Consider the following 18,028-nt stretch of genomic DNA (forward strand, 5'->3'; position numbering starts at 1 on the left):
TATAAATATAAAGCAAAAAAGCTATCACTTCAATGTGATAACTTTGCATGTTGTTGTGATAATGAAATTATGGTGACATATTAAACAAAGTGGAGATAAATATGGCATGCTAAGAGGTTGATTGGAGTGGAGACTGAGCGACTCCTCGGGGATCAGCGATAGGGGTACGAAGGCTAAAACCATCACGTCCTGTGATAACGCCTTCGTCCACTCGTTTTGCTGAGAAACCATGTTGTCTTAATATAAAAACCTATAGATTCTTATAGCCTCTCATCCTATTGTGCTTTTAATCGCAACGTTTTACCTTTAATATCTTCTTTGCTCACAAACGTTTGATGATAATCTCCATTAGCCCAATCCATTACTTGATCTTGATACCAAGTAGATTTTACATGTCCACTCTGTCCGGGACCAACAATATGATAGGCTGAGCTTAAATCACCAACATCTACAACAAAGCGCCATGATGCTCCATGATTAACATTTCCAGCTAAGTCATTATCAGCAGCCTGAACAGTAACCTTTGAACCACCAATAGGAACCTTTTTAGCATTAAAATATGCTGCAAGAATCGGCGAAGCTTTACCTAATGTATGGTCAAAGGTAAGTTGATGGAAGTTACCCCATTTCCATTTCGATACGTTTTTTCCGAATTGATCTTCTATTTGTGCAACAGTGAGCTCTAACGCCTTGTAAACTGTTGCATCTACTCCACCCTGCTCATCAATCCATACGCTCTTCTTACCGGCATAAGCTGTACGTAAAAGCTGGTCTGTAATATTAAATTTTCCATACATTAATTCATACATATCTTCTGGCATCTGATCCTTAAATAACACTTCCTGTAACTTTTCCATTAATGTATGGAACACTAATGGCGCCCCTGAATCCTTTGCATCCACCATGTCCCAATCCTCTAATAATTTAATAACATCTTTATATTTCCCACCCTGATCTTGTGCTTTTATTGATGTTAATAAATATGGTAAAAACTCACGAGCATATAGGTTATGCTGATCCATTTGTAAATTCATCATGTCTTCCACTGTTAAAGAGTCATTCGCCGCTAAAACTTCCTTAATCCGTTCAAAACGATAAGGCTGTGCCCAAAAATCTGTTATATGATAAGGATATTCTTCCCCAATAACTTCATTATTCGCTGTTGCAATAAAGCCTTCATCTGGGTTTACTACAGTCGGAAGCTCATCCCACGGGATAAAGCCCTCCCACCCATAGTCACTAGAATCACCCGGTACCGGCAATTGCCCATCCCCTTGTTTTCGAATCGGAATTTGACCATTCGCTTTATAAGCAATTGTGCCATCCTTTGATGCAAAAACAAAATTTTGAGCTGGTGCCTTAAAATCCTCTAATGCTTTTTCAAATTCACTCCAGGATTTTGACTTATTAAAACCTATCACTGCACGTAGTTCTGCCGTTGGTTGCAGTGCCGTCCACTGCATCGAAAATTGTGCTGTAGGCTCAGTATCTTTAAAAGCTAAATCTGTCATGATTGGACCGTGACGTGTGACAACGACATTAAAATCTACCGTTTCTCCGTCCTTTACCTTTATCGGTTCATTACGCACCTCTGCTTGTTCCCACTTGCCATCATAGCGGAACTGTGTTGGATTATTCGGATTTGGTATTTCAATATATAGATCCTGTACATCAGGTCCAACATTTGTTACACCCCATGCAATGTTATCGTTGTGACCTAAAATAATGCCCGGAACACCCGCAAAGATTACGCCACTCACATTTTGCTCAGGAGATTGCAGATGCATTTGATACCAAATAGATGGTGTACTCAATCCTAAATGTGGATCATCTGCTAAAATTGGTGTACCGTTTTTGGTTTTCTTCCCCGATACAACCCAGTTATTACTGCCGTTAAATTCATTTGGCAACAGTTCGGTCTTAAAATGCCCTGCCACGGCTACTGGATTTTCTTTATTTGCCTTGATAATGGATGAAGCGTTTTCAGGGTATTTTATAAATAATTCTTTAGCTTTTTCTTCACCAAAGTTTTGTAAAGCCCAATGACGGAATGCAAGCGTATTCCAATTACCCCCTAAGTCATAGGCCATATATTTACCTATAGTAAGAGAGTCTACAACGGACCATTCCTCTGGTTCGTAGCCTAGTAATGCAAATTCATAGCTTAATGTATTATTTTTCTTAGCCTGTGCAATAAAAGCATTGACGCCATCTGCAAACCACTCAAGTACCTGTCTACTTTCTGCATCATAGGTAGATAATGATTTTTCAGCTGCATCACGCAAGCTAAACGTTCGGAAATGTTTGTCAGTATCAATAGTTGCCTCACCGATTATTTCCGACAAACGACCACTAGCTTGTCTTCGCGCTAAATCCATTTGAAACAGTCGGTCTTGTGCTTGAACATAGCCTTGTGCACGATACAAATCTGCATCTGTCTTAGCAAAAATATGAGGGATTCCCTTGTCATCCCTTGTGACAGTTACATCCTGATCTAGCACGCTCACTGAAAGCTCTCCATCAATTACTGGTTTTGATTTATTCATAAACCATGTAAATCCGATAAATGCAACAAGAGCTACTATGGCTAAAAATCCTGCAATAGCTAGAACCCACTTTTTCCATGTAAACTTTCTCATATCTCAACCCCCTTTTTGCAATATATTCTTTTACTAGCTTTCAAATCCTTTTAAAAGGTTTGAAATTTAACTTCTTTCAGCGAATGTTCTTTGTAGCGAAAGTGCAACGTCAGCTACAAAGAACATTCGCTGAAATAGAGGAACTCAGGCTAAGAACTTCACATCCTGTGAAAACGCCTGAGTGACCAACATCGTGCTGTGTTGTGCTGTCGCACAGATAAAACAATTGCTGTCGCTTCGCTTTCGCACAGACAAAAACACGTTGCTGACGCTACGTTAGCACTACGCTTTCGCGCAAAAAACATTTGTTGTTGCTGTCGCTTCGCTTTCACACAGACAAAAAACACATTGCTGTCGCTACGTTTGCACTGCACTTTCGCGCAAAAAACATCCGCAGGCCTAAGCACAAAGCCGATTCCAGACACAACTGTGCCGAGGCATAATTGATTATTAATTGTGTCGCAGTATAAAAAAAATCGTATTTCCTTTTAGAAATACGATTTTTCATAAAAACTAGTTATTTAGCTGTAATTCAATTGGGCAATGATCACTGCCCATAATATGTGAATGAATGCTAGCCTCATTTATGTTGTTCTTTAGTCTCTCAGAAACAATAAAGTAGTCAATACGCCATCCGATATTACGCTCGCGTACTTTATTCATATAAGACCACCATGTATAGTGGTCTGTTGTATCTGGATGCATGTAGCGGAATGAATCTACAAAACCACTTGCCAATAGCTCCGTCATTTTTGCACGTTCTTCATATGTAAAACCTGAATTACCAACATTAGACTTCGCATTTTTCAAATCAATGTCCATATGTGCGACATTTAAATCACCGCAGTAGACTATAGGTTTCTTAGAATCTAACTCTTTTAAATATAACGCTAATCGATCCTCCCATTCTAAACGAAGAGGTAGTCTAGCTAAATCACGCTGTGAATTCGGGGTATAAACATTCACTAAGTAAAAATCTTCATACTCTAGTGTAATAATTCTCCCCTCTTCCTGCGATTCATCGTCACCCACACCATAACGTACTGCAAGTGGGGTATGTTTTGTAAAGATGGCTGTACCTGAATAACCTTTCTTCTCTGCATAATTCCAATATTGCTCATATCCCTCAAGAGAAATCTCCACTTGTTCAGCCTGACACTTTGTTTCTTGAATACAGAAAAAATCTGCATCAACATGATTGAAGAAATCTAAAAACCCTTTACCTAAACAGGCTCTAATTCCATTAACATTCCATGATATAAACTTCATTTTCTGTTTCACTCCTCAAAAAACGCCCTCCACCATTAGCGAAGGGCGTAGTATCCTATAATTCGTCACCAACGATTTTTACTTCTGTTTCTAAGTCGATGCCAAACTTTTCTTTAACTACTCGTTGTACCATTTGGATTGTTGCAATATAGTCAGTAGCTGTTGCATTACCTTTATTAACAATAAAGCCTGCATGCTTCGTTGATACTTCTGCATCACCTACGCCTTTTCCTTGTAAGCCACTATCTTGAATAAGCTTGCCAGCAAAGTGACCTGGTGGGCGCTTAAAAACACTTCCTGCAGATGGGTATTCTAACGGCTGTTTAGATTCTCGCTGAAACGTTAAATCAGCAATTTTTGCATCAATTTCTTCCTGTACACCTTTTGCTAATTGAAATTCGGATGATAATACATAATGCCCCTTCTTAGCAATGATACTTTGACGATAACTAAGTTCAAGTTCATCTTTCGATAATATTAAAATTTCGCCTTCTTTTGTTAATACTTTCGAAGAAATAATAATATCCTTAATTTCACCGCCATATGCACCTGCATTCATTGCCATAGCTCCTCCAACTGAGCCAGGGATACCACATGCAAATTCAAAACCTGTTAAAGATGCTGCCGCAGCTAGTTTCGATACATCCTTTATAAGTGCACCGCTTTGCGCGTAAACATGGTCACCATTAATGCGAATCTCATCTAAAAATGAAAATGTAACAACGATCCCTCGATGACCGCCATCACGAACGACCATATTAGATCCATTACCTAACATTAATAAAGGTATATTATTCTTATGGGCATAGCGAATAACCGTTGCTGCTTCTTCCTCTGTTTCAACGAGAACGAAAACATCCGCTTTACCGCCTAATTTTGTCATAGTATATTGCTGTAATGATTCATCTAACTTAATATTGGCTGGATTAACGCTCTGTGCTAAATCCGCCACCCATTGTTCTTTTGTCATGAGAGCTATTTCCTTTCTAACGTCCTTCTTACTCTACACTAGTATGGATTTAGAACCCTAATTTGACAAGTAAAATGAAGGTTATTTTTTATCTCGCCTTAACGGGTAGCGAGAGCCCCTGCAGAGATGATGAATATGATAAAGAAAATTCATGGTCATTAGTATTACATATGTCCAATGTTTATCTATCCATCAGAAATTTCGAGATAGACTTAACAATTTCAAAGCCAACTCGATGCCCATGATTCGATATTGCGGATTGCTCCTTCTAATGCCCAACCTTTATCCGTCAAAGAATACTCAACACGCACTGGTACCTCTGAATATACTTTTCGTTCAACAAGTCCTTCTTTTTCTAGTTCTTTTAAACGTTCTGATAATAAACGACCACTTACAGGTAATGAAGATTCTATCTCATTGAAGCGCTGTGGTCCGTCTAATAATTGATATAAAATTAGCCCTGTCCAGCGTTTCCCAATTAAATCCATTGCTTTAGCTAAACGAGGACATAAATTTGACTCATTCATTTTTTTCACCTCTTATGTACTCTATTGTAACGATTATTTTTAAAAAAGTAAATTTGAAGTAACTTATTTACTAACAATAATTTATTTACTTTTTTTTATTTAATTACTAAATGTAACTTATGGATATTTTATCATTTTGGGATTTGCTTTGCAGGTAACTACTACCTTATCTAACTCTGTCCTTATAGATATAGTTTTTAGTACTTATATAAAAACTAATGGTGCCATAGAAATTAGCCATGACCGTTCGATTAGAGGAGAGTCATGGTCGTTTAATATCTGTATTGAAAATGGCAACTTACTTCTATATAGATGCGCATGATTTTATTATTATGACTCCTTCCATTGTTGTTTCCTTTGTAAAAGAAAAGATAACGTACGGTTATGACGTTATGTTGACAAAACTGTCTTACAGAATAGACTTTTTATAATCATTTTAAACATTCACAAAATGAACTTTTATCAATGTAATATTCTCTCATTTTCTCTAAAAACCCATTGAATATCCGAATTGTTTATTTTATCATTCATGTAAGATATTGGTTCAAGGGGCTTTTCCAACGAAAAAGTATGCGATGATTTTAGTCATTCAACTACTGGCGTTTCTGTACGACATATGATGATATCAAAAATATATGGTGTTTTTGAATCGTACAATGCAGAAATAGCTTTTTCAAACATTGAACAAATGGAGGGTAGCTGTCGCTAGTGTTTCTACAAAAACTCTGATCGTGATGTGCATCTTGTATCTCCCAATTTTTTTGACGCTGACATTTATCCAAAAATTTCATTTACTTCTACATATATTGAAAAACTAGAAGACAAGAAATTTGCTATACCCGGAATCGGCTTTGTGCTTAATTCCTTTCCGATTTCTGTAACATCCGCCTATATAACGACTTCAAGCACAATATTTCATAGATTGGAGGCCTTCTCTTTTATGGTTGGGTTTGATGAATTCTCTTTTGTACCCATTTTTATTTCAATAATATTTTTTATCGTGTTCGGTATTATCGCATTTACTATTATTAAAGGTATCTTTCAATGGTCGAAAAACAACAATGAACCACTATTAACAGTACCCGCTAAAGTCGTAACAAAACGTTCGAACACTAGTGGAGGTTCTGGTAACTCTAGTGCCCATACATCGTACTATGTCACGTTCGAAGTACAAAGTGGTGATCGTCTAGAAATCAATTATGCCTCGGCATAATTGCGTCCGGAATCGGCTTTGTGCTTGCACAAAGAACTCCTTTCCGATTCCGTGACATCCGCCGGAGGCTTTAACTTCTTTCAGCGGATGTTTGGACAACCGCTGAAAGAAGTTAAAAATGAATGGTCGTGATTATGGACAGCTTGCAGATGGTGACTATGGCTTATTAACATTTCAAGGAACACGTTATCATACATTTGAGCGACACAAAAAGGAGAGCAGCGTTTAACAACGCACTCTCCTTTTAACATTCATTATTACTTAATTAAATATTTACCAAAGCCGCCTTCTGTATCGCCTAAATATTCGATATTGCTACCTGCAGGAATGACTTTTTGTGCATCTTTAGCAGAGTTGTAAATAATTTTTGTATTTGCTGGGAACGGTACAAATGACCAGTTGTTATCCGCAGCAGGATTAATTGTTTTGTTTTCTATAATGTAATCAATTACAGCTTGACGATTTTCATAAGCATAGTTTGTTATGTTAGAGCCATCTGTATTTTTAAATGTGGCACCATAAGAACCACCTACGCGGTAATTGTTTGTAATAATTATAAACTCCTGATTTAAATCAATTGGTTTACCGTTGTATTGCACGTTTTTAATACGATTTGCTTTTCCGTCTACTAGAATGCCTCGACTATCATATTTTGCTGGTGACGTAACATCGATTTGATATGTTAAGCCATCTAATACGTCAAAATTGTAAGAACGTGCCTCTGGGTCAATAATATTTTGTTCTTCAGTTTTATTTGGATCAACTGTTGCAAAAATACCAGCAGCCATCTCTAACCATTCAATTGCTTGTGCACCTGTTACTTTAATCGTTGCAACTGTATTATCGTAAACATAGATATCTGCCATATTTTTAATTGCAAGCGGACCTACAGGAATATTTGTGTAATCTGTAGGGTTATTACGAGAGCCTGCCTTGAAAGGGGCACCAGCAGAAAGTATTGGTGTTTTTTCATCAGCCGTACCTTTTAATTCTTTTTCAATAAACCATTTTTGAGCTTGTGTCACAATTTGAATAGAAGGATCATCTTGAACCATCGAGAAGTAGCTATGGATTGGTGCAGTTGTCTCACCAACAGGCTGACGAATATACTTTAACGTACCTTCGTGCGCTTCTTTAATTGCATTTAAAACTGTTTTAGATGGTTGTAAGCCTTCTTGTTTAATAGAACGGATAGAACCTTTTCCATCCACCACAACCCATTTAGAGCCTTGTTGTTCTAGTTTTAAATCAATGACTCCTAGATAACTACCATAGCTTCCTGCCATTACAGTAGGTACTCCGTTAATCGTCCCTTTTTCTTGATCAACGTTTTTAAGATTTTTATAGTCACCTGGGAATGTTAAATGAGAGTGACCTGTAATTAAAGCGTCTACCCCTTCAATCTCAGAGATTTGGTATCCAACGTTTTCGGCACCTTTTACGTAAGTATCTTCACCAATACCGGAGTGTGAAAGTACTACAATTACGTCTGCGCCTGCTTTTTGCATTTCTGGTACAACTTCTTTCACCGCTTCAACTGGTTCCTGCATTTCTACTTTGCCTGCTAAATGGATAGCATCCCATTCAACAATTTTCGTAGGTACGATACCTGTAACACCAACTTTAAGCGTGTGCTTCTTACCTGTATTGTCTACAACCTCTTTATCAATAATTACATAAGGAGTGTACAAATGTTTTTTTGTTTTAGCGTCGTATGCATTGGCATTTAATACCGGATATTTTGCATCATTTATTACTTCATCTAAAAACTCTAAACCGAAGTTGAATTCATGATTCCCTAGATTCCCACCATCATATTTCAGTGCATTAAGTGCTGCAATAGCTGGATGAACCTCACCTGGCTTTAAAACATTTTCTAATGCTTTATAAGAGCCTAATGGCGTTCCTTGAATTAAATCGCCATTATCAAATAATAATGTGTTTGGATTCTTAGCACGGGCTTGTTCAATTAATGTTGCTGTGTTTGCTAAACCTATATCAGCTGATTCTTTATCTAAGAAATAATTATAATTTGCAAGGTTTGTATGAATATCTGTTGTTCCTAAAATTTGAAGATCTACTTTAGTTGTAGATGTAGGTAATTTGTATTCGGCTACAAAGCGTTCAATAATACTTTGCATTTGCTTAGTTGTTACATAGTCACGAGGGCGAATTGTGTTATCCGCAAAGCCTTGTAATATATTTGCAGCAACGGCATTTGCTAAATCTTGCTTATGTGTTGTTGCAACTTGATCTACATCTTTAAACTTATCTAATACAGAAAGTGGAGCGTTTTCTTTGACTAATCCACGAGCAGAAATGACAAATGCTTGTTGACGTGTCAATTTATCATTTGGACCAAACAATGTCGCAGTTTTACCTTTAATAAGCTTCAATTCCACTGCTTTTTCTACATACGGGGCTAAATCCTTAGAGACGTCAGTGAAGGCAATTTTGGAACCATCACCTAGCTCTACATTTAAGCCTTCTACTAATTCTTTCACATAATCCCCACGTGTTACATCGTTTGATGCAGCATTTGCGGATAGTCCAAATGGTAAGACCGTGAATAGAACAAGTAATACCGCTAAGAATTTAGTTATTATTTTCTTATTCATGAAACACCCTCCTTATAAATCTAATATTTTCCTACGATTTCTATTATATTATACTAATTGCTTTATTAACTGAACAAATAGTCCTAATTGTATGTATTTTTAACCAAATAGCAAAACACTTTAATCAAAAAAAATAGATTAATATCATATTATATTTACTTCACACAATATGATGTTATTAAATGTAAATCAAAAACATGCGCATTATACCAATATTTTAGACCTCTTCACCATTACCATACCTCTATGAAAGAAATAAAAAAAGTTCTCTCGAATTAGAGAGAACTTTTATTAAAAAATAATTTATTATGCGTTTACAGTTTGTAAAGATTGAGCTACATTTTTAACCGCTTCTAGGCCATTTGCAATAATTTCTTGTGCTTTATCTTGAGACGCGTTATGACCTTCAATGATAACCTCTTCGATAATTTCCATACCGAACATGCCAACAACGTTTTTGATATAGTTAACTGACATTTCCATTGGTTGTGCTTCAGGTGCAGAGTAGTAACCACCACGAGCATTTAAGATAACAACTTTTTTGTCACCCATTAAGCCTTCTAATTGACCGTTTTCATTATATTTAAATGTATAACCAGCTTGGAATACATAGTCGATGAAAGTTTGTAATTTCGCTGGGATTGTTAAGTTCCAAAGTGGGAAAGCAAATACAACAACATCTGCTGCAGTTAAAGCATCCATAGCTTTTTGTTTTGCTGCTAAAAGACGTGATTCAACGTCAGTTAACGCTTCACCGTTTTGAACTTTACCAAAAGCATTGAAAAGATCTTGACCGAAATAAGGCATATCTTCTGCGAATACGTCAAAAGTCGTTACATCTACACCTTGTACATTTTCCATAAATGTGTCATACATTTTTGTTGAAATACCATCTGGTCGGTTGTTAGCTTTTACTACTAATACATTCATTATATAAATTCTCCCTTAAAAACAAAGTTTAATATCTCGAATTCAAGATATATAAGTATATTAAAAAAATTAGAGGGAAAAGTCAACGCTAGTAGACTCAGACTTTTGACTGAAATGTGGTTGATTCAAAATATTTACATCATAAAGTAAGGTTACTTTCCGTTCCGACTGGGCGCTTTCCTAGGGGCGTCCAGTCTCCATTCCAATCAACTTTGCCACATGATACTGCGATTCCATCCCCTTTTGTTAATGAGCTATTAAAGCATATGTGTTAGGTTGCTTGGAGTGTGAAATGAACTTACCAGAGCTTCTTCGTGTTTCGAGAGTTGTAAGGGAACCCGACCTTTTCGAGGTCCTTACCCGAATGTTGTAATAGTCAGATCAGCTTCCTGCCCAAAGTGATCAGGTTCTATTATTTCTTACCTTTCTCTATCAGAATTAAAATTTACAGCTATCATCAGTACAAACTCCACCATTTTCAGAGCCTGCCATCTTTAATCCTGGTTGTAAGCCTTCTTCCTCTGCAACTTTACGTAAAGTTTCTTCAAATACTTCTTGAGGTTGTGCCCCAGAAATACCGTACTTACGATTTAGCACAAAGAACGGAACCCCTCGTACACCAAGCTGTAATCCTTCCTGTATATCAGTCTCTACTTCTGTTTTAAAATCATCGATAGAAAGAACCTTTGCAACTTCTTCACGATCCAGACCAACTTGCTCAGCAATATCGATTAATACATCGTCCTGGCCAATTCGCTTTGCTTCAATAAAATAACTATATAATAGTGCTTCAACAAGCGCTGAAACATCCCCTTGTTGCTCCGCCCATTTTACTAGACGATGCGCTTTTAATGTATTTTCCTCCATTAAATTATCAAAGTTATAATCTAAACCAACTTCTTTAGCTCGAGCAGCAACACCTTGCGTCATTTCCTTCGCTTTTTCTAGTGACATTCCATACTTTTTCGCCAATGCTTCATATGTAGACACATTTGTTTCCACAGGTGTTGTTGGGTCAAGTTGATAGCTTTTATAAACAAGCTCTACCTGTCCTTCAAAACCCGTATCCTGAATCGCCTGCTCTAGTTGCTTTTTACCAATATAACAAAATGGACATACATAATCTGACCAGATTTCAATTTTCATAGGTAATCACGCTCCTTTTGCTACATTGTAGCGATAGTAATTACAGTAAGGCAATCTTTATGCTTCATTGCATAAATTTTCAAATCAATCTACATACTGAACGTAAAAACAATGTGAGGGTTATGTATGACACAATCTCTTTGGCTCGGTACAATTGATCCCGTTTCTCTGCCGTCGCTTCCAGCATCAACAACTTGTGATGTATGTATAGTCGGTGGAGGCTTGACGGGACTATATACAGCATATGTCTTAGCAAAATCAGGTGTAGATGTGGTCTTACTTGAGGCAAATTCCCATATCGGTCATGGTACGACTGGTAATTCAACAGGAAAATTAACTGCACAGCATAGCTTAGTTTATGCCAACCTTATTGAAAAGCTTTCTGTAAATGAGGCACGACTCTATTATCAGCTCAATCAAATAGCAGTTGAAAAAGCATTACAGTTACTCCCTAAAGAAAGCATTCAACAAGTAGATTCCTTGCTTTATTGCCAAACAAAAGAAGGCTATGCCCAATTATTAAAAGAATGGAATGCCTATAAAGTATTAAATATTAAGGCGAAACTCACTTCTGAAACAGAGCTTCCCTTCCCAGTTACAAAAGCACTTAGCATGTCCCAGCAGGCTCAAATACATCCTGTAGAAGTTTGTAATTTCCTTGTAAAAGAAGCATTATCAATGGGTGCAAAAATCTACACAAATACCCGTGTTCAGCAATTAAACATACCACAAAATAACTTACATACCGTAAATGATATGTCGGTTCAATACAACAAACTTATTTTGTGCACACATTATCCAATCGAAGCATTTAGAGGACTTCAGCTTTTTAAACTTTCTAACAGTCGCTCCTATATGGTTGCTAGCAAAATTACGGATACACTACAAGGTCAATATTTATGTGTAGATAATCCTACTCGCTCTATTCGGACGGCTACCATTAACGGCGAGCACTATTTAGTATTAGGTGGAGCTAATCATATCGCAGGTGAAACAACTAATACGGAGCCCTATTATGAGGCTATTCAAAATGAAATGAAAGCGCATTTCGATCAGGATCCAATCTTTCGCTGGTCAGCGCAGGACATTGAGACACCTGATATGGTCCCGTATGTTGGCAGGATTACACCGTCCTTGCCTAATGTTTTCATTGCAACTGGCTATAGAAAATGGGGGATTTCCAATTCTTTTGTAGCGGGAGATATATTATCATCACTTATAACAGGAGCAGGGAATGAAGATGGTGCAATTCCTCTTTATTCGCCAGCGCGTACGAAGTTCGGGGCTCAGTTTATGCAGATGCTAAAGGTAGGCGGCTTCGTAGCTAAGGAGTTCGTGACAGGTTATGTTAAACACGCCAATACACCAACTTGCACACATTTAGGCTGTAAAACAAAATGGAATGAAGCCGACGAAACTTGGGATTGCCCTTGTCACGGCTCTCGCTTTAATGCCAAAGGAGAAGTTCTTGAAGGTCCTGCTGTACACCCCTTAAAACTAGAATAAAAAAAGAGGTTGCCTTTTTCAGGACAACCTCTTTTCATTATTTCAATGCATCAGTTAAAACTGGAACGATTTGTTTTTTACGAGATACAACACCTGGTAAAAGAATGCGATTATTCACAAGCTCTGCGCCAAAACCTTTTGCTGCAGCCTCTGCTACTTGTCCAATTGCAACGGCAGTTGAATCATTGTTTAAAATATCTGTTACAACAAAGAAGAATAAATCTAAGCCATTTTCCGCTACATTTTTATTTAATAAAATTTCTAATTCCTCTTGGCGGCCAAGCACATCGTTAATATCGACAGCGTTTACTTGAGCTACTACAGATTTATATTCACCAAATTGGAATTCTTTTGCATCTAATGATAAAAGATCTTCTAATGATTTGTCTGAAAGGTCAGCACCTGCTTTAAGCATTGCTAAACCGTATTCAGCGGCATCAACACCTGCAATTTTCGCTAGTTCCTCACCAGCTTTTACATCTTGCTCTGTGCAAGTTGGAGATTTGAATAATAATGTATCAGAAACAATAGCAGAAAGCATTAATCCAGCAATGTTTGCAGGAATTGCTACGCCATGTTCTTTGAAGATTTTGTTTAAAATCGTTGCAGTACAGCCTACAGGTTCTGCACGATAGTATAGTGGATCAGCCGTTTGGAAGTTTGCAATACGGTGATGATCAATTACCTCTGTAATTTGTACTTCTTCAATGCCATCAGCTGATTGTTGGAATTCATTGTGGTCTACGAGGATTACTTTTTCTGCTTCTCCAACTACTGATGAAATTAATCGAGGTGCCTCAAAGCCAAATTTATCTAAAGCAAATTGTGTTTCGTTATTTACTTCTCCAAGGCGTACCGCTTCAGCATTAACGCCAATTTGCTGTTTTAAATATGCATATACAATTGCAGATGTAATTGTGTCTGTATCTGGATTTTTATGACCAAAAACTAAAACTTTACTCATTGAATATATTCCTCCTGAATGGCAATAACATTTATATTTTATTTTATCATACCTTATGAGCAAACATCATATAAAGTGAAAGTTTATCTATAAAGGATCTTCTACCAATACCCCAGGAAAGTGCACAGTCAAACGGAGATCAACCTCACTTTATCGAGATGATCTAAAAATTACTCTAATACTAATTATGGATTATTATTAAATTTAATATATTTATCTGTTAATAACATCCTATTTATAACATTTAATAATAATAATGCATATTTTATAAAAAATATTTACTTTAAATAGATATATAGTTGTGTTTTTATATTTAAGAAACCATAATTTTATGCTATCATCAGGTAGTCTATATATATATTAGGATATACAGGAAATGGGGATCACGATGACAAAGAAGATGGAAAAAAAGTATATTCCTTTAGCAAATTATTTTGATGTAGCTTTACAACAAGAAATTACTTTATCATTTAGCGAACTCGAAAATATTATGGGACAGGCCTTGCCAAATGCAGCTTACTTGAATAGGAGCTGGTGGAAGAAAACAAAGCCCCCTCTCTCTCACTATTTGTCATGGACAAATGCAGGCTACTATGTCATTGATGTTAAGCTCGGTAGCAGTGTAACTTTCTCGCGCACACAAATAAAGACTACGAGCAATATTTCTAAAAATGACGAAAACCCATCAGCATACATAATTCGAGCAATTGAAGCATCAGATGCTAGATCATTTATTCATTTGCAAGAAGAAATTTTTCAACAAACTGACTTCATGTACAACATGCAAAACGAATTAGACCTCACAGTTCAACAGCTTCGTAAAGATTTAGGCTATTGGAAACAATTAAAAAACCGTACGATTTTACTTTGTATATTAAATGGCATTTTTGCCGGTTATGCCGTTATTCATGGATATAAACATTCTAAAGCTAAGCATGTTGCATCAGTCCACCTAGCTGTTAAAGAAGAGCATCAACGACAAGGTATCGGTTCAGAGCTGATGAAGGCGGTTGAACGTTGGTCTATACAGCGGGATATTTCGCGCTTAGAAGTATCTGTTATGGAGCATAATGATAGTGCTTTAAATTTGTTTAAAAAACTAGGTTTTCAGCAAGAAGGTATCCGACAAAACGCCATTAAATTAAATGATACCTTTATTAACGAACATAGCTTAAGTAAAATTTTATAAACTTGTTTTTCAAAGATGTCTAAAACTTATTTGGACATCTTTTTTATGTTTGCATTGTTAAAAACGCATAGATCAGTATTTTACGTTTTCTACGCGTTGTAACATTTTTAGAAAACTTGCTTTTCTCTAACTGCGTCTAAGAATAACAAATTATTTTCTAATTGCTCATATGATTGCTGATACTTCTCATATTGTGCTTTATCCTGACTGACCATTTCCTCAATTAGCGCATGTAAAAACGAAAACAATACTGGAATAACGTCCAATGAAGATTGCTTTTTCAGACCAAGTGTAAATAACGCACTTGCATATTCCCGAATAGAAGACAACGCCGAACTAGTAATAGCAATAATTTTAGCCTTTTTCTTCTTGGCAATTTCTACAATCGTTTGAATGTCGTTAGAATATTTGTCCCATAAAAAAACTATTAATGTCGTCTGCTCCCCTATACTGTTAATTTGTTGTACAATATCTTCGGATTCTGAGCTAAGCTGTTTTACATTTGGACGTAAAGTTTTCATTGTAGACGATAACCAATTTGCAATGGACGCAGCTTGACGAGTACCTAAAATATAAACATTCTCTGCTTCATGCATCCATTTTGAACTTTTTTGAAGCATGTTATCGTTAATCAAATGAATCGTGTCTTGAATATTTCGAATATCACGTTGCATCACCTTACCAAAACTTGGTATATTCCGTTTACTTGAAGAATATGTAGGCTGGATACTCGCACCATCATTTTGAGCCATTAAAAAGCTTCTAACTTTGTCTTGAAGATCTATATAGCCCGATAAATCCATCGCATAACAAAAACGAATAACTGTCGATTCACTAACATTAGCCTGTCTACCAACTTCTGCTGCTCCGTTACCGATTATAATTGTAGGATTATTCATAACGAATTGTGCAACTTTACGCTGCCCCTTCGACAGCCTAACAAATCTTCTTTCTATTTCTTCATTAATGCTCATTTCTAACAACCTTTCTTTCAATGAAATTATCACGAATGGAGATTGTTTCCTATTGATTCTAAATTCGGATCAATTATGCCTCGGCATAATTTTGCATCCGGAATCCGCCAGAGGCTTTGGGCCAACGTGATGTTGGTCACTCAGTCGTGTGTTGCTGTCGCTTCGCTTTCGCACAGATAAAACCCGATTGTTGCTGCCGCTTCGCTTTCGCACAGATAAAACCCGATTGTTGCTGCCGCTTCGCTTTCGCACAGATAAATTGCCACAGACCGTGGCGTTCTTAGACTGAGTTCCTATATTTCAGCAATTATTTTCTGTACCTGTCGCTTCTCTTTCGCTACAGAAAATAATTGCTGAAAGAAGTTAAAAATACAGTATCACGATTGCAATCTGAATACAACGACTTTTCTGAAAAATCTTCAATGCTTTAACTTGCTAATATGATGATTCGCAATAAAAAGACATAAAATTGTTCTATTTCCTTTATCAAAGTCGATTAATGAATCATCACTATAGCTCTATATCCACATGATATACTCTTTAACAAAATGTCATCTCCATTTTCAGTGATGTACCTTATTGATTGTGATTTTAACAGATTTTTAGAAATATTTGTATAAAAATTAATAACTTCTAATTTTTATGTAGTCGAATAATAAAAATGTCTTGGATTATAATTCATCCAAGACATGATTATTTTTGTTATTCTAATTCAATTTGTTTCGTTTCTTGACCTAGGAATATTACCCCAACAACACCGATAATAATCGCTCCACAGAAAATAGTAAAAATAAAGCCGATATCATAACCTGCTGTTAATAAAGAACCTACTAACAATGGTCCAAAAATACCACCGATACGCCCAACAGCTGCTGCCATTCCTGCACCCGTTCCACGAATAATTGCTGGATACTGCTCTGGTGTATAAGCATAAAGTGCACCCCATGCCCCTAAGTTAAAGAACGATAAAAACATCCCAGATGTTAATAGCACTACTATTGTTTCCGCATTACCAAAAATGAAAGCACTTACTGCTGTACCAATTAAATAAGAGACAAGTACAAACTTCCGTCCGAATTTTTCTATAAACCATGCAGCTGTAAAATAACCTGGTAGCTGTGCAAGCGTCATAATGAGAACATACTTAAAGCTCGTAATCATATCAAAGCCTTTCCCAACCATGACACTTGGGAGCCATAAAAACATACCGTAATACGAAAAAACAACCGTAAACCATAACACCCATAACATAAGTGTCGAGCGTGCATATTTTTTCGACCATACTTCTCGAATATTTTGCATAACACTTCGTTTCTTAGACTCGGCCTTTACTGTAAATTGTGGTGAATCTGGCAAATGCCAACGGAGATAAATTGCATATATTGCTGGAATTGCTGTTAACAATAAAGCACTACGCCAGCCCCATGAAGGAATAACAAAATACGAAATCAATGCAGCGATTAACCACCCCGCCGCCCAGAAACTTTCCAGCAAAACAACCACTCGCCCACGCTCTTTGGCTTCTACACTCTCAGAAACTAGCGTCGAAGCGACTGGCAATTCTCCCCCTAGCCCCATGCCTACAAAAAAGCGTAATGCCATAAAAGCAGCTAATGTAGTGGTAAACGCAGACAAGCCACTTGCCAACGAAAATAATACAAGCGTCCACATAAAAATTTGCTTACGTCCCACTTTATCGGCAAGCACGCCGAAAACAAGAGCTCCTATAGCCATCCCAATTGAGTTTATACTACCTATCCAGCCCGACTGACTTGGCGTTAATCCCCAATCAACTGCTAAAGCTGCAATAACGAATGATAGTATTCCTACGTCCATTGCATCGAAAAGCCAGCCTACCCCCGCTACCCTCAATAGTTTATTGCGAGAAATAGATTGTTGAGACTTATTCGTTGTTACTGTATTTATTGTCACCTTAATCACCTGTCTTTACACTTGACTTTACATCATAAGTTTACTATACAGTTGTTTCAAGAAAGTGACAAGCAAAATTCAAATTACCGAATTGTTTCGACAATTTATGAAATGCTATTGAAAACATAGGGCAATTTGCGTTAAAATGTCT

The 18,028-nt window shown here is 36.8% G+C and carries 15 protein-coding genes and 1 pseudogene; 4 read left to right on the plus strand and 12 right to left on the minus strand.

All coding sequences use genetic code 11. The annotated features are described in order from the left end of the window. Nucleotides 1-275: 275 nt before the first annotated feature. The 5 genes from AC1DCY_RS00255 to AC1DCY_RS00275 all read right to left on the minus strand — a co-directional run bounded on the left by AC1DCY_RS00255 (nt 276) and on the right by AC1DCY_RS00275 (nt 5,405). Nucleotides 276-2,639, minus strand: coding sequence for a penicillin acylase family protein (locus AC1DCY_RS00255; protein WP_477346386.1), 2,364 nt, complete (start codon nt 2,637-2,639; stop codon nt 276-278). Between the two features lie 158 nt (nt 2,640-2,797). Next, on the minus strand, nt 2,798-3,046 hold the full coding sequence (locus AC1DCY_RS00260) for a hypothetical protein (RefSeq protein ID WP_477346388.1): 249 nt from the start codon (nt 3,044-3,046) through the stop codon (nt 2,798-2,800). Nucleotides 3,047-3,152: 106 nt separating this feature from the next. After that, nucleotides 3,153-3,908, minus strand: coding sequence for an exodeoxyribonuclease III (locus AC1DCY_RS00265; RefSeq protein ID WP_477346390.1), 756 nt, complete (start codon nt 3,906-3,908; stop codon nt 3,153-3,155). A gap of 55 nt (nt 3,909-3,963) precedes the next feature. Then, the gene (murB, locus tag AC1DCY_RS00270) at nt 3,964-4,878 is read right to left on the minus strand and encodes a UDP-N-acetylmuramate dehydrogenase (protein ID WP_477346392.1); all 915 of its coding nucleotides are present in this window, start codon (nt 4,876-4,878) and stop codon (nt 3,964-3,966) included. A 221-nt stretch (nt 4,879-5,099) separates the two neighbouring features. Continuing rightward, a complete protein-coding gene (locus AC1DCY_RS00275; RefSeq protein WP_142508525.1) occupies nt 5,100-5,405 on the minus strand; it encodes a winged helix-turn-helix transcriptional regulator in 306 nt (101 codons plus the stop codon). Between the two features lie 733 nt (nt 5,406-6,138). On the opposite strand from AC1DCY_RS00275, the pseudogene AC1DCY_RS00280 reads away from it, so the two are divergent. After that, nucleotides 6,139-6,225: pseudogene (locus tag AC1DCY_RS00280) on the plus strand (YceI family protein); the annotation flags it as partial. 120 nt (nt 6,226-6,345) lie between these two features. Then, nucleotides 6,346-6,618, plus strand: a complete 273-nt coding sequence (locus AC1DCY_RS00285; protein ID WP_477346394.1) for a DUF2500 domain-containing protein — start codon at nt 6,346-6,348, stop codon at nt 6,616-6,618. 257 nt (nt 6,619-6,875) lie between these two features. On the opposite strand, the gene AC1DCY_RS00290 is transcribed toward AC1DCY_RS00285, so the two are convergent. The 3 genes from AC1DCY_RS00290 to AC1DCY_RS00300 all read right to left on the minus strand — a co-directional run bounded on the left by AC1DCY_RS00290 (nt 6,876) and on the right by AC1DCY_RS00300 (nt 11,312). After that, nucleotides 6,876-9,236, minus strand: coding sequence for a bifunctional 2',3'-cyclic-nucleotide 2'-phosphodiesterase/3'-nucleotidase (locus AC1DCY_RS00290; RefSeq protein WP_477346396.1), 2,361 nt, complete (start codon nt 9,234-9,236; stop codon nt 6,876-6,878). A gap of 306 nt (nt 9,237-9,542) precedes the next feature. Beyond that, nucleotides 9,543-10,166: an FMN-dependent NADH-azoreductase gene (locus tag AC1DCY_RS00295; RefSeq protein ID WP_477346398.1), complete on the minus strand. Its 624-nt coding sequence runs from the start codon at nt 10,164-10,166 to the stop codon at nt 9,543-9,545. Between the two features lie 438 nt (nt 10,167-10,604). Next, nucleotides 10,605-11,312, minus strand: a complete 708-nt coding sequence (locus AC1DCY_RS00300) for a DsbA family oxidoreductase (RefSeq protein WP_477346400.1) — start codon at nt 11,310-11,312, stop codon at nt 10,605-10,607. Nucleotides 11,313-11,438: 126 nt separating this feature from the next. Here AC1DCY_RS00300 and AC1DCY_RS00305 point away from each other — a divergent pair, with 126 nt between their 5' ends. Further along, nucleotides 11,439-12,818 (plus strand): FAD-dependent oxidoreductase, encoded by a 1,380-nt coding sequence (locus AC1DCY_RS00305; RefSeq protein WP_477346402.1) that lies wholly within the window; start codon nt 11,439-11,441, stop codon nt 12,816-12,818. A gap of 37 nt (nt 12,819-12,855) precedes the next feature. On the opposite strand, the gene AC1DCY_RS00310 is transcribed toward AC1DCY_RS00305, so the two are convergent. Beyond that, nucleotides 12,856-13,782 carry a manganese-dependent inorganic pyrophosphatase gene (locus tag AC1DCY_RS00310; RefSeq protein WP_477346403.1) on the minus strand — a complete coding sequence of 309 codons (927 nt, stop codon included), beginning with the start codon at nt 13,780-13,782 and terminating at the stop codon, nt 12,856-12,858. Between the two features lie 388 nt (nt 13,783-14,170). On the opposite strand from AC1DCY_RS00310, the gene AC1DCY_RS00315 reads away from it, so the two are divergent. Then, nucleotides 14,171-14,971, plus strand: a complete 801-nt coding sequence (locus tag AC1DCY_RS00315; protein WP_477346405.1) for an N-acetyltransferase family protein — start codon at nt 14,171-14,173, stop codon at nt 14,969-14,971. 107 nt (nt 14,972-15,078) lie between these two features. Here AC1DCY_RS00315 and AC1DCY_RS00320 read toward each other — a convergent pair whose 3' ends face one another. From AC1DCY_RS00320 to AC1DCY_RS00330, 3 genes are all read right to left on the minus strand, one after another. Further along, nucleotides 15,079-15,945 carry a MurR/RpiR family transcriptional regulator gene (locus tag AC1DCY_RS00320; RefSeq protein ID WP_477346407.1) on the minus strand — a complete coding sequence of 289 codons (867 nt, stop codon included), beginning with the start codon at nt 15,943-15,945 and terminating at the stop codon, nt 15,079-15,081. Between the two features lie 140 nt (nt 15,946-16,085). Then, nucleotides 16,086-16,211, minus strand: a complete 126-nt coding sequence (locus AC1DCY_RS00325; RefSeq protein ID WP_477346409.1) for a hypothetical protein — start codon at nt 16,209-16,211, stop codon at nt 16,086-16,088. A gap of 436 nt (nt 16,212-16,647) precedes the next feature. Beyond that, nucleotides 16,648-17,877 (minus strand): MFS transporter, encoded by a 1,230-nt coding sequence (locus AC1DCY_RS00330; protein WP_477346411.1) that lies wholly within the window; start codon nt 17,875-17,877, stop codon nt 16,648-16,650. Nucleotides 17,878-18,028: the final 151 nt, after the last annotated feature.

It is taken from the genome of Lysinibacillus sp. 10T31 (genome assembly GCF_056394365.1).

Excerpts from the sequence above, each read along its gene's own strand:
- AC1DCY_RS00255 (WP_477346386.1), bottom strand. The coding sequence starts at position 2,639 with ATGAGAAAGTTTACATGGAAAAAGTGGGTTCTAGCTATTGCAGGATTT.
- AC1DCY_RS00265 (WP_477346390.1), bottom strand. The coding sequence starts at position 3,908 with ATGAAGTTTATATCATGGAATGTTAATGGAATTAGAGCCTGTTTAGGT.
- murB (WP_477346392.1), bottom strand. The coding sequence starts at position 4,878 with ATGACAAAAGAACAATGGGTGGCGGATTTAGCACAGAGCGTTAATCCA.
- AC1DCY_RS00275 (WP_142508525.1), bottom strand. The coding sequence starts at position 5,405 with ATGAATGAGTCAAATTTATGTCCTCGTTTAGCTAAAGCAATGGATTTA.
- AC1DCY_RS00285 (WP_477346394.1), top strand. The coding sequence starts at position 6,346 with ATGGTTGGGTTTGATGAATTCTCTTTTGTACCCATTTTTATTTCAATA.
- AC1DCY_RS00290 (WP_477346396.1), bottom strand. The coding sequence starts at position 9,236 with ATGAATAAGAAAATAATAACTAAATTCTTAGCGGTATTACTTGTTCTA.
- AC1DCY_RS00295 (WP_477346398.1), bottom strand. The coding sequence starts at position 10,166 with ATGAATGTATTAGTAGTAAAAGCTAACAACCGACCAGATGGTATTTCA.
- AC1DCY_RS00300 (WP_477346400.1), bottom strand. The coding sequence starts at position 11,312 with ATGAAAATTGAAATCTGGTCAGATTATGTATGTCCATTTTGTTATATT.
- AC1DCY_RS00305 (WP_477346402.1), top strand. The coding sequence starts at position 11,439 with ATGACACAATCTCTTTGGCTCGGTACAATTGATCCCGTTTCTCTGCCG.
- AC1DCY_RS00310 (WP_477346403.1), bottom strand. The coding sequence starts at position 13,782 with ATGAGTAAAGTTTTAGTTTTTGGTCATAAAAATCCAGATACAGACACA.
- AC1DCY_RS00315 (WP_477346405.1), top strand. The coding sequence starts at position 14,171 with ATGACAAAGAAGATGGAAAAAAAGTATATTCCTTTAGCAAATTATTTT.
- AC1DCY_RS00320 (WP_477346407.1), bottom strand. The coding sequence starts at position 15,945 with ATGAGCATTAATGAAGAAATAGAAAGAAGATTTGTTAGGCTGTCGAAG.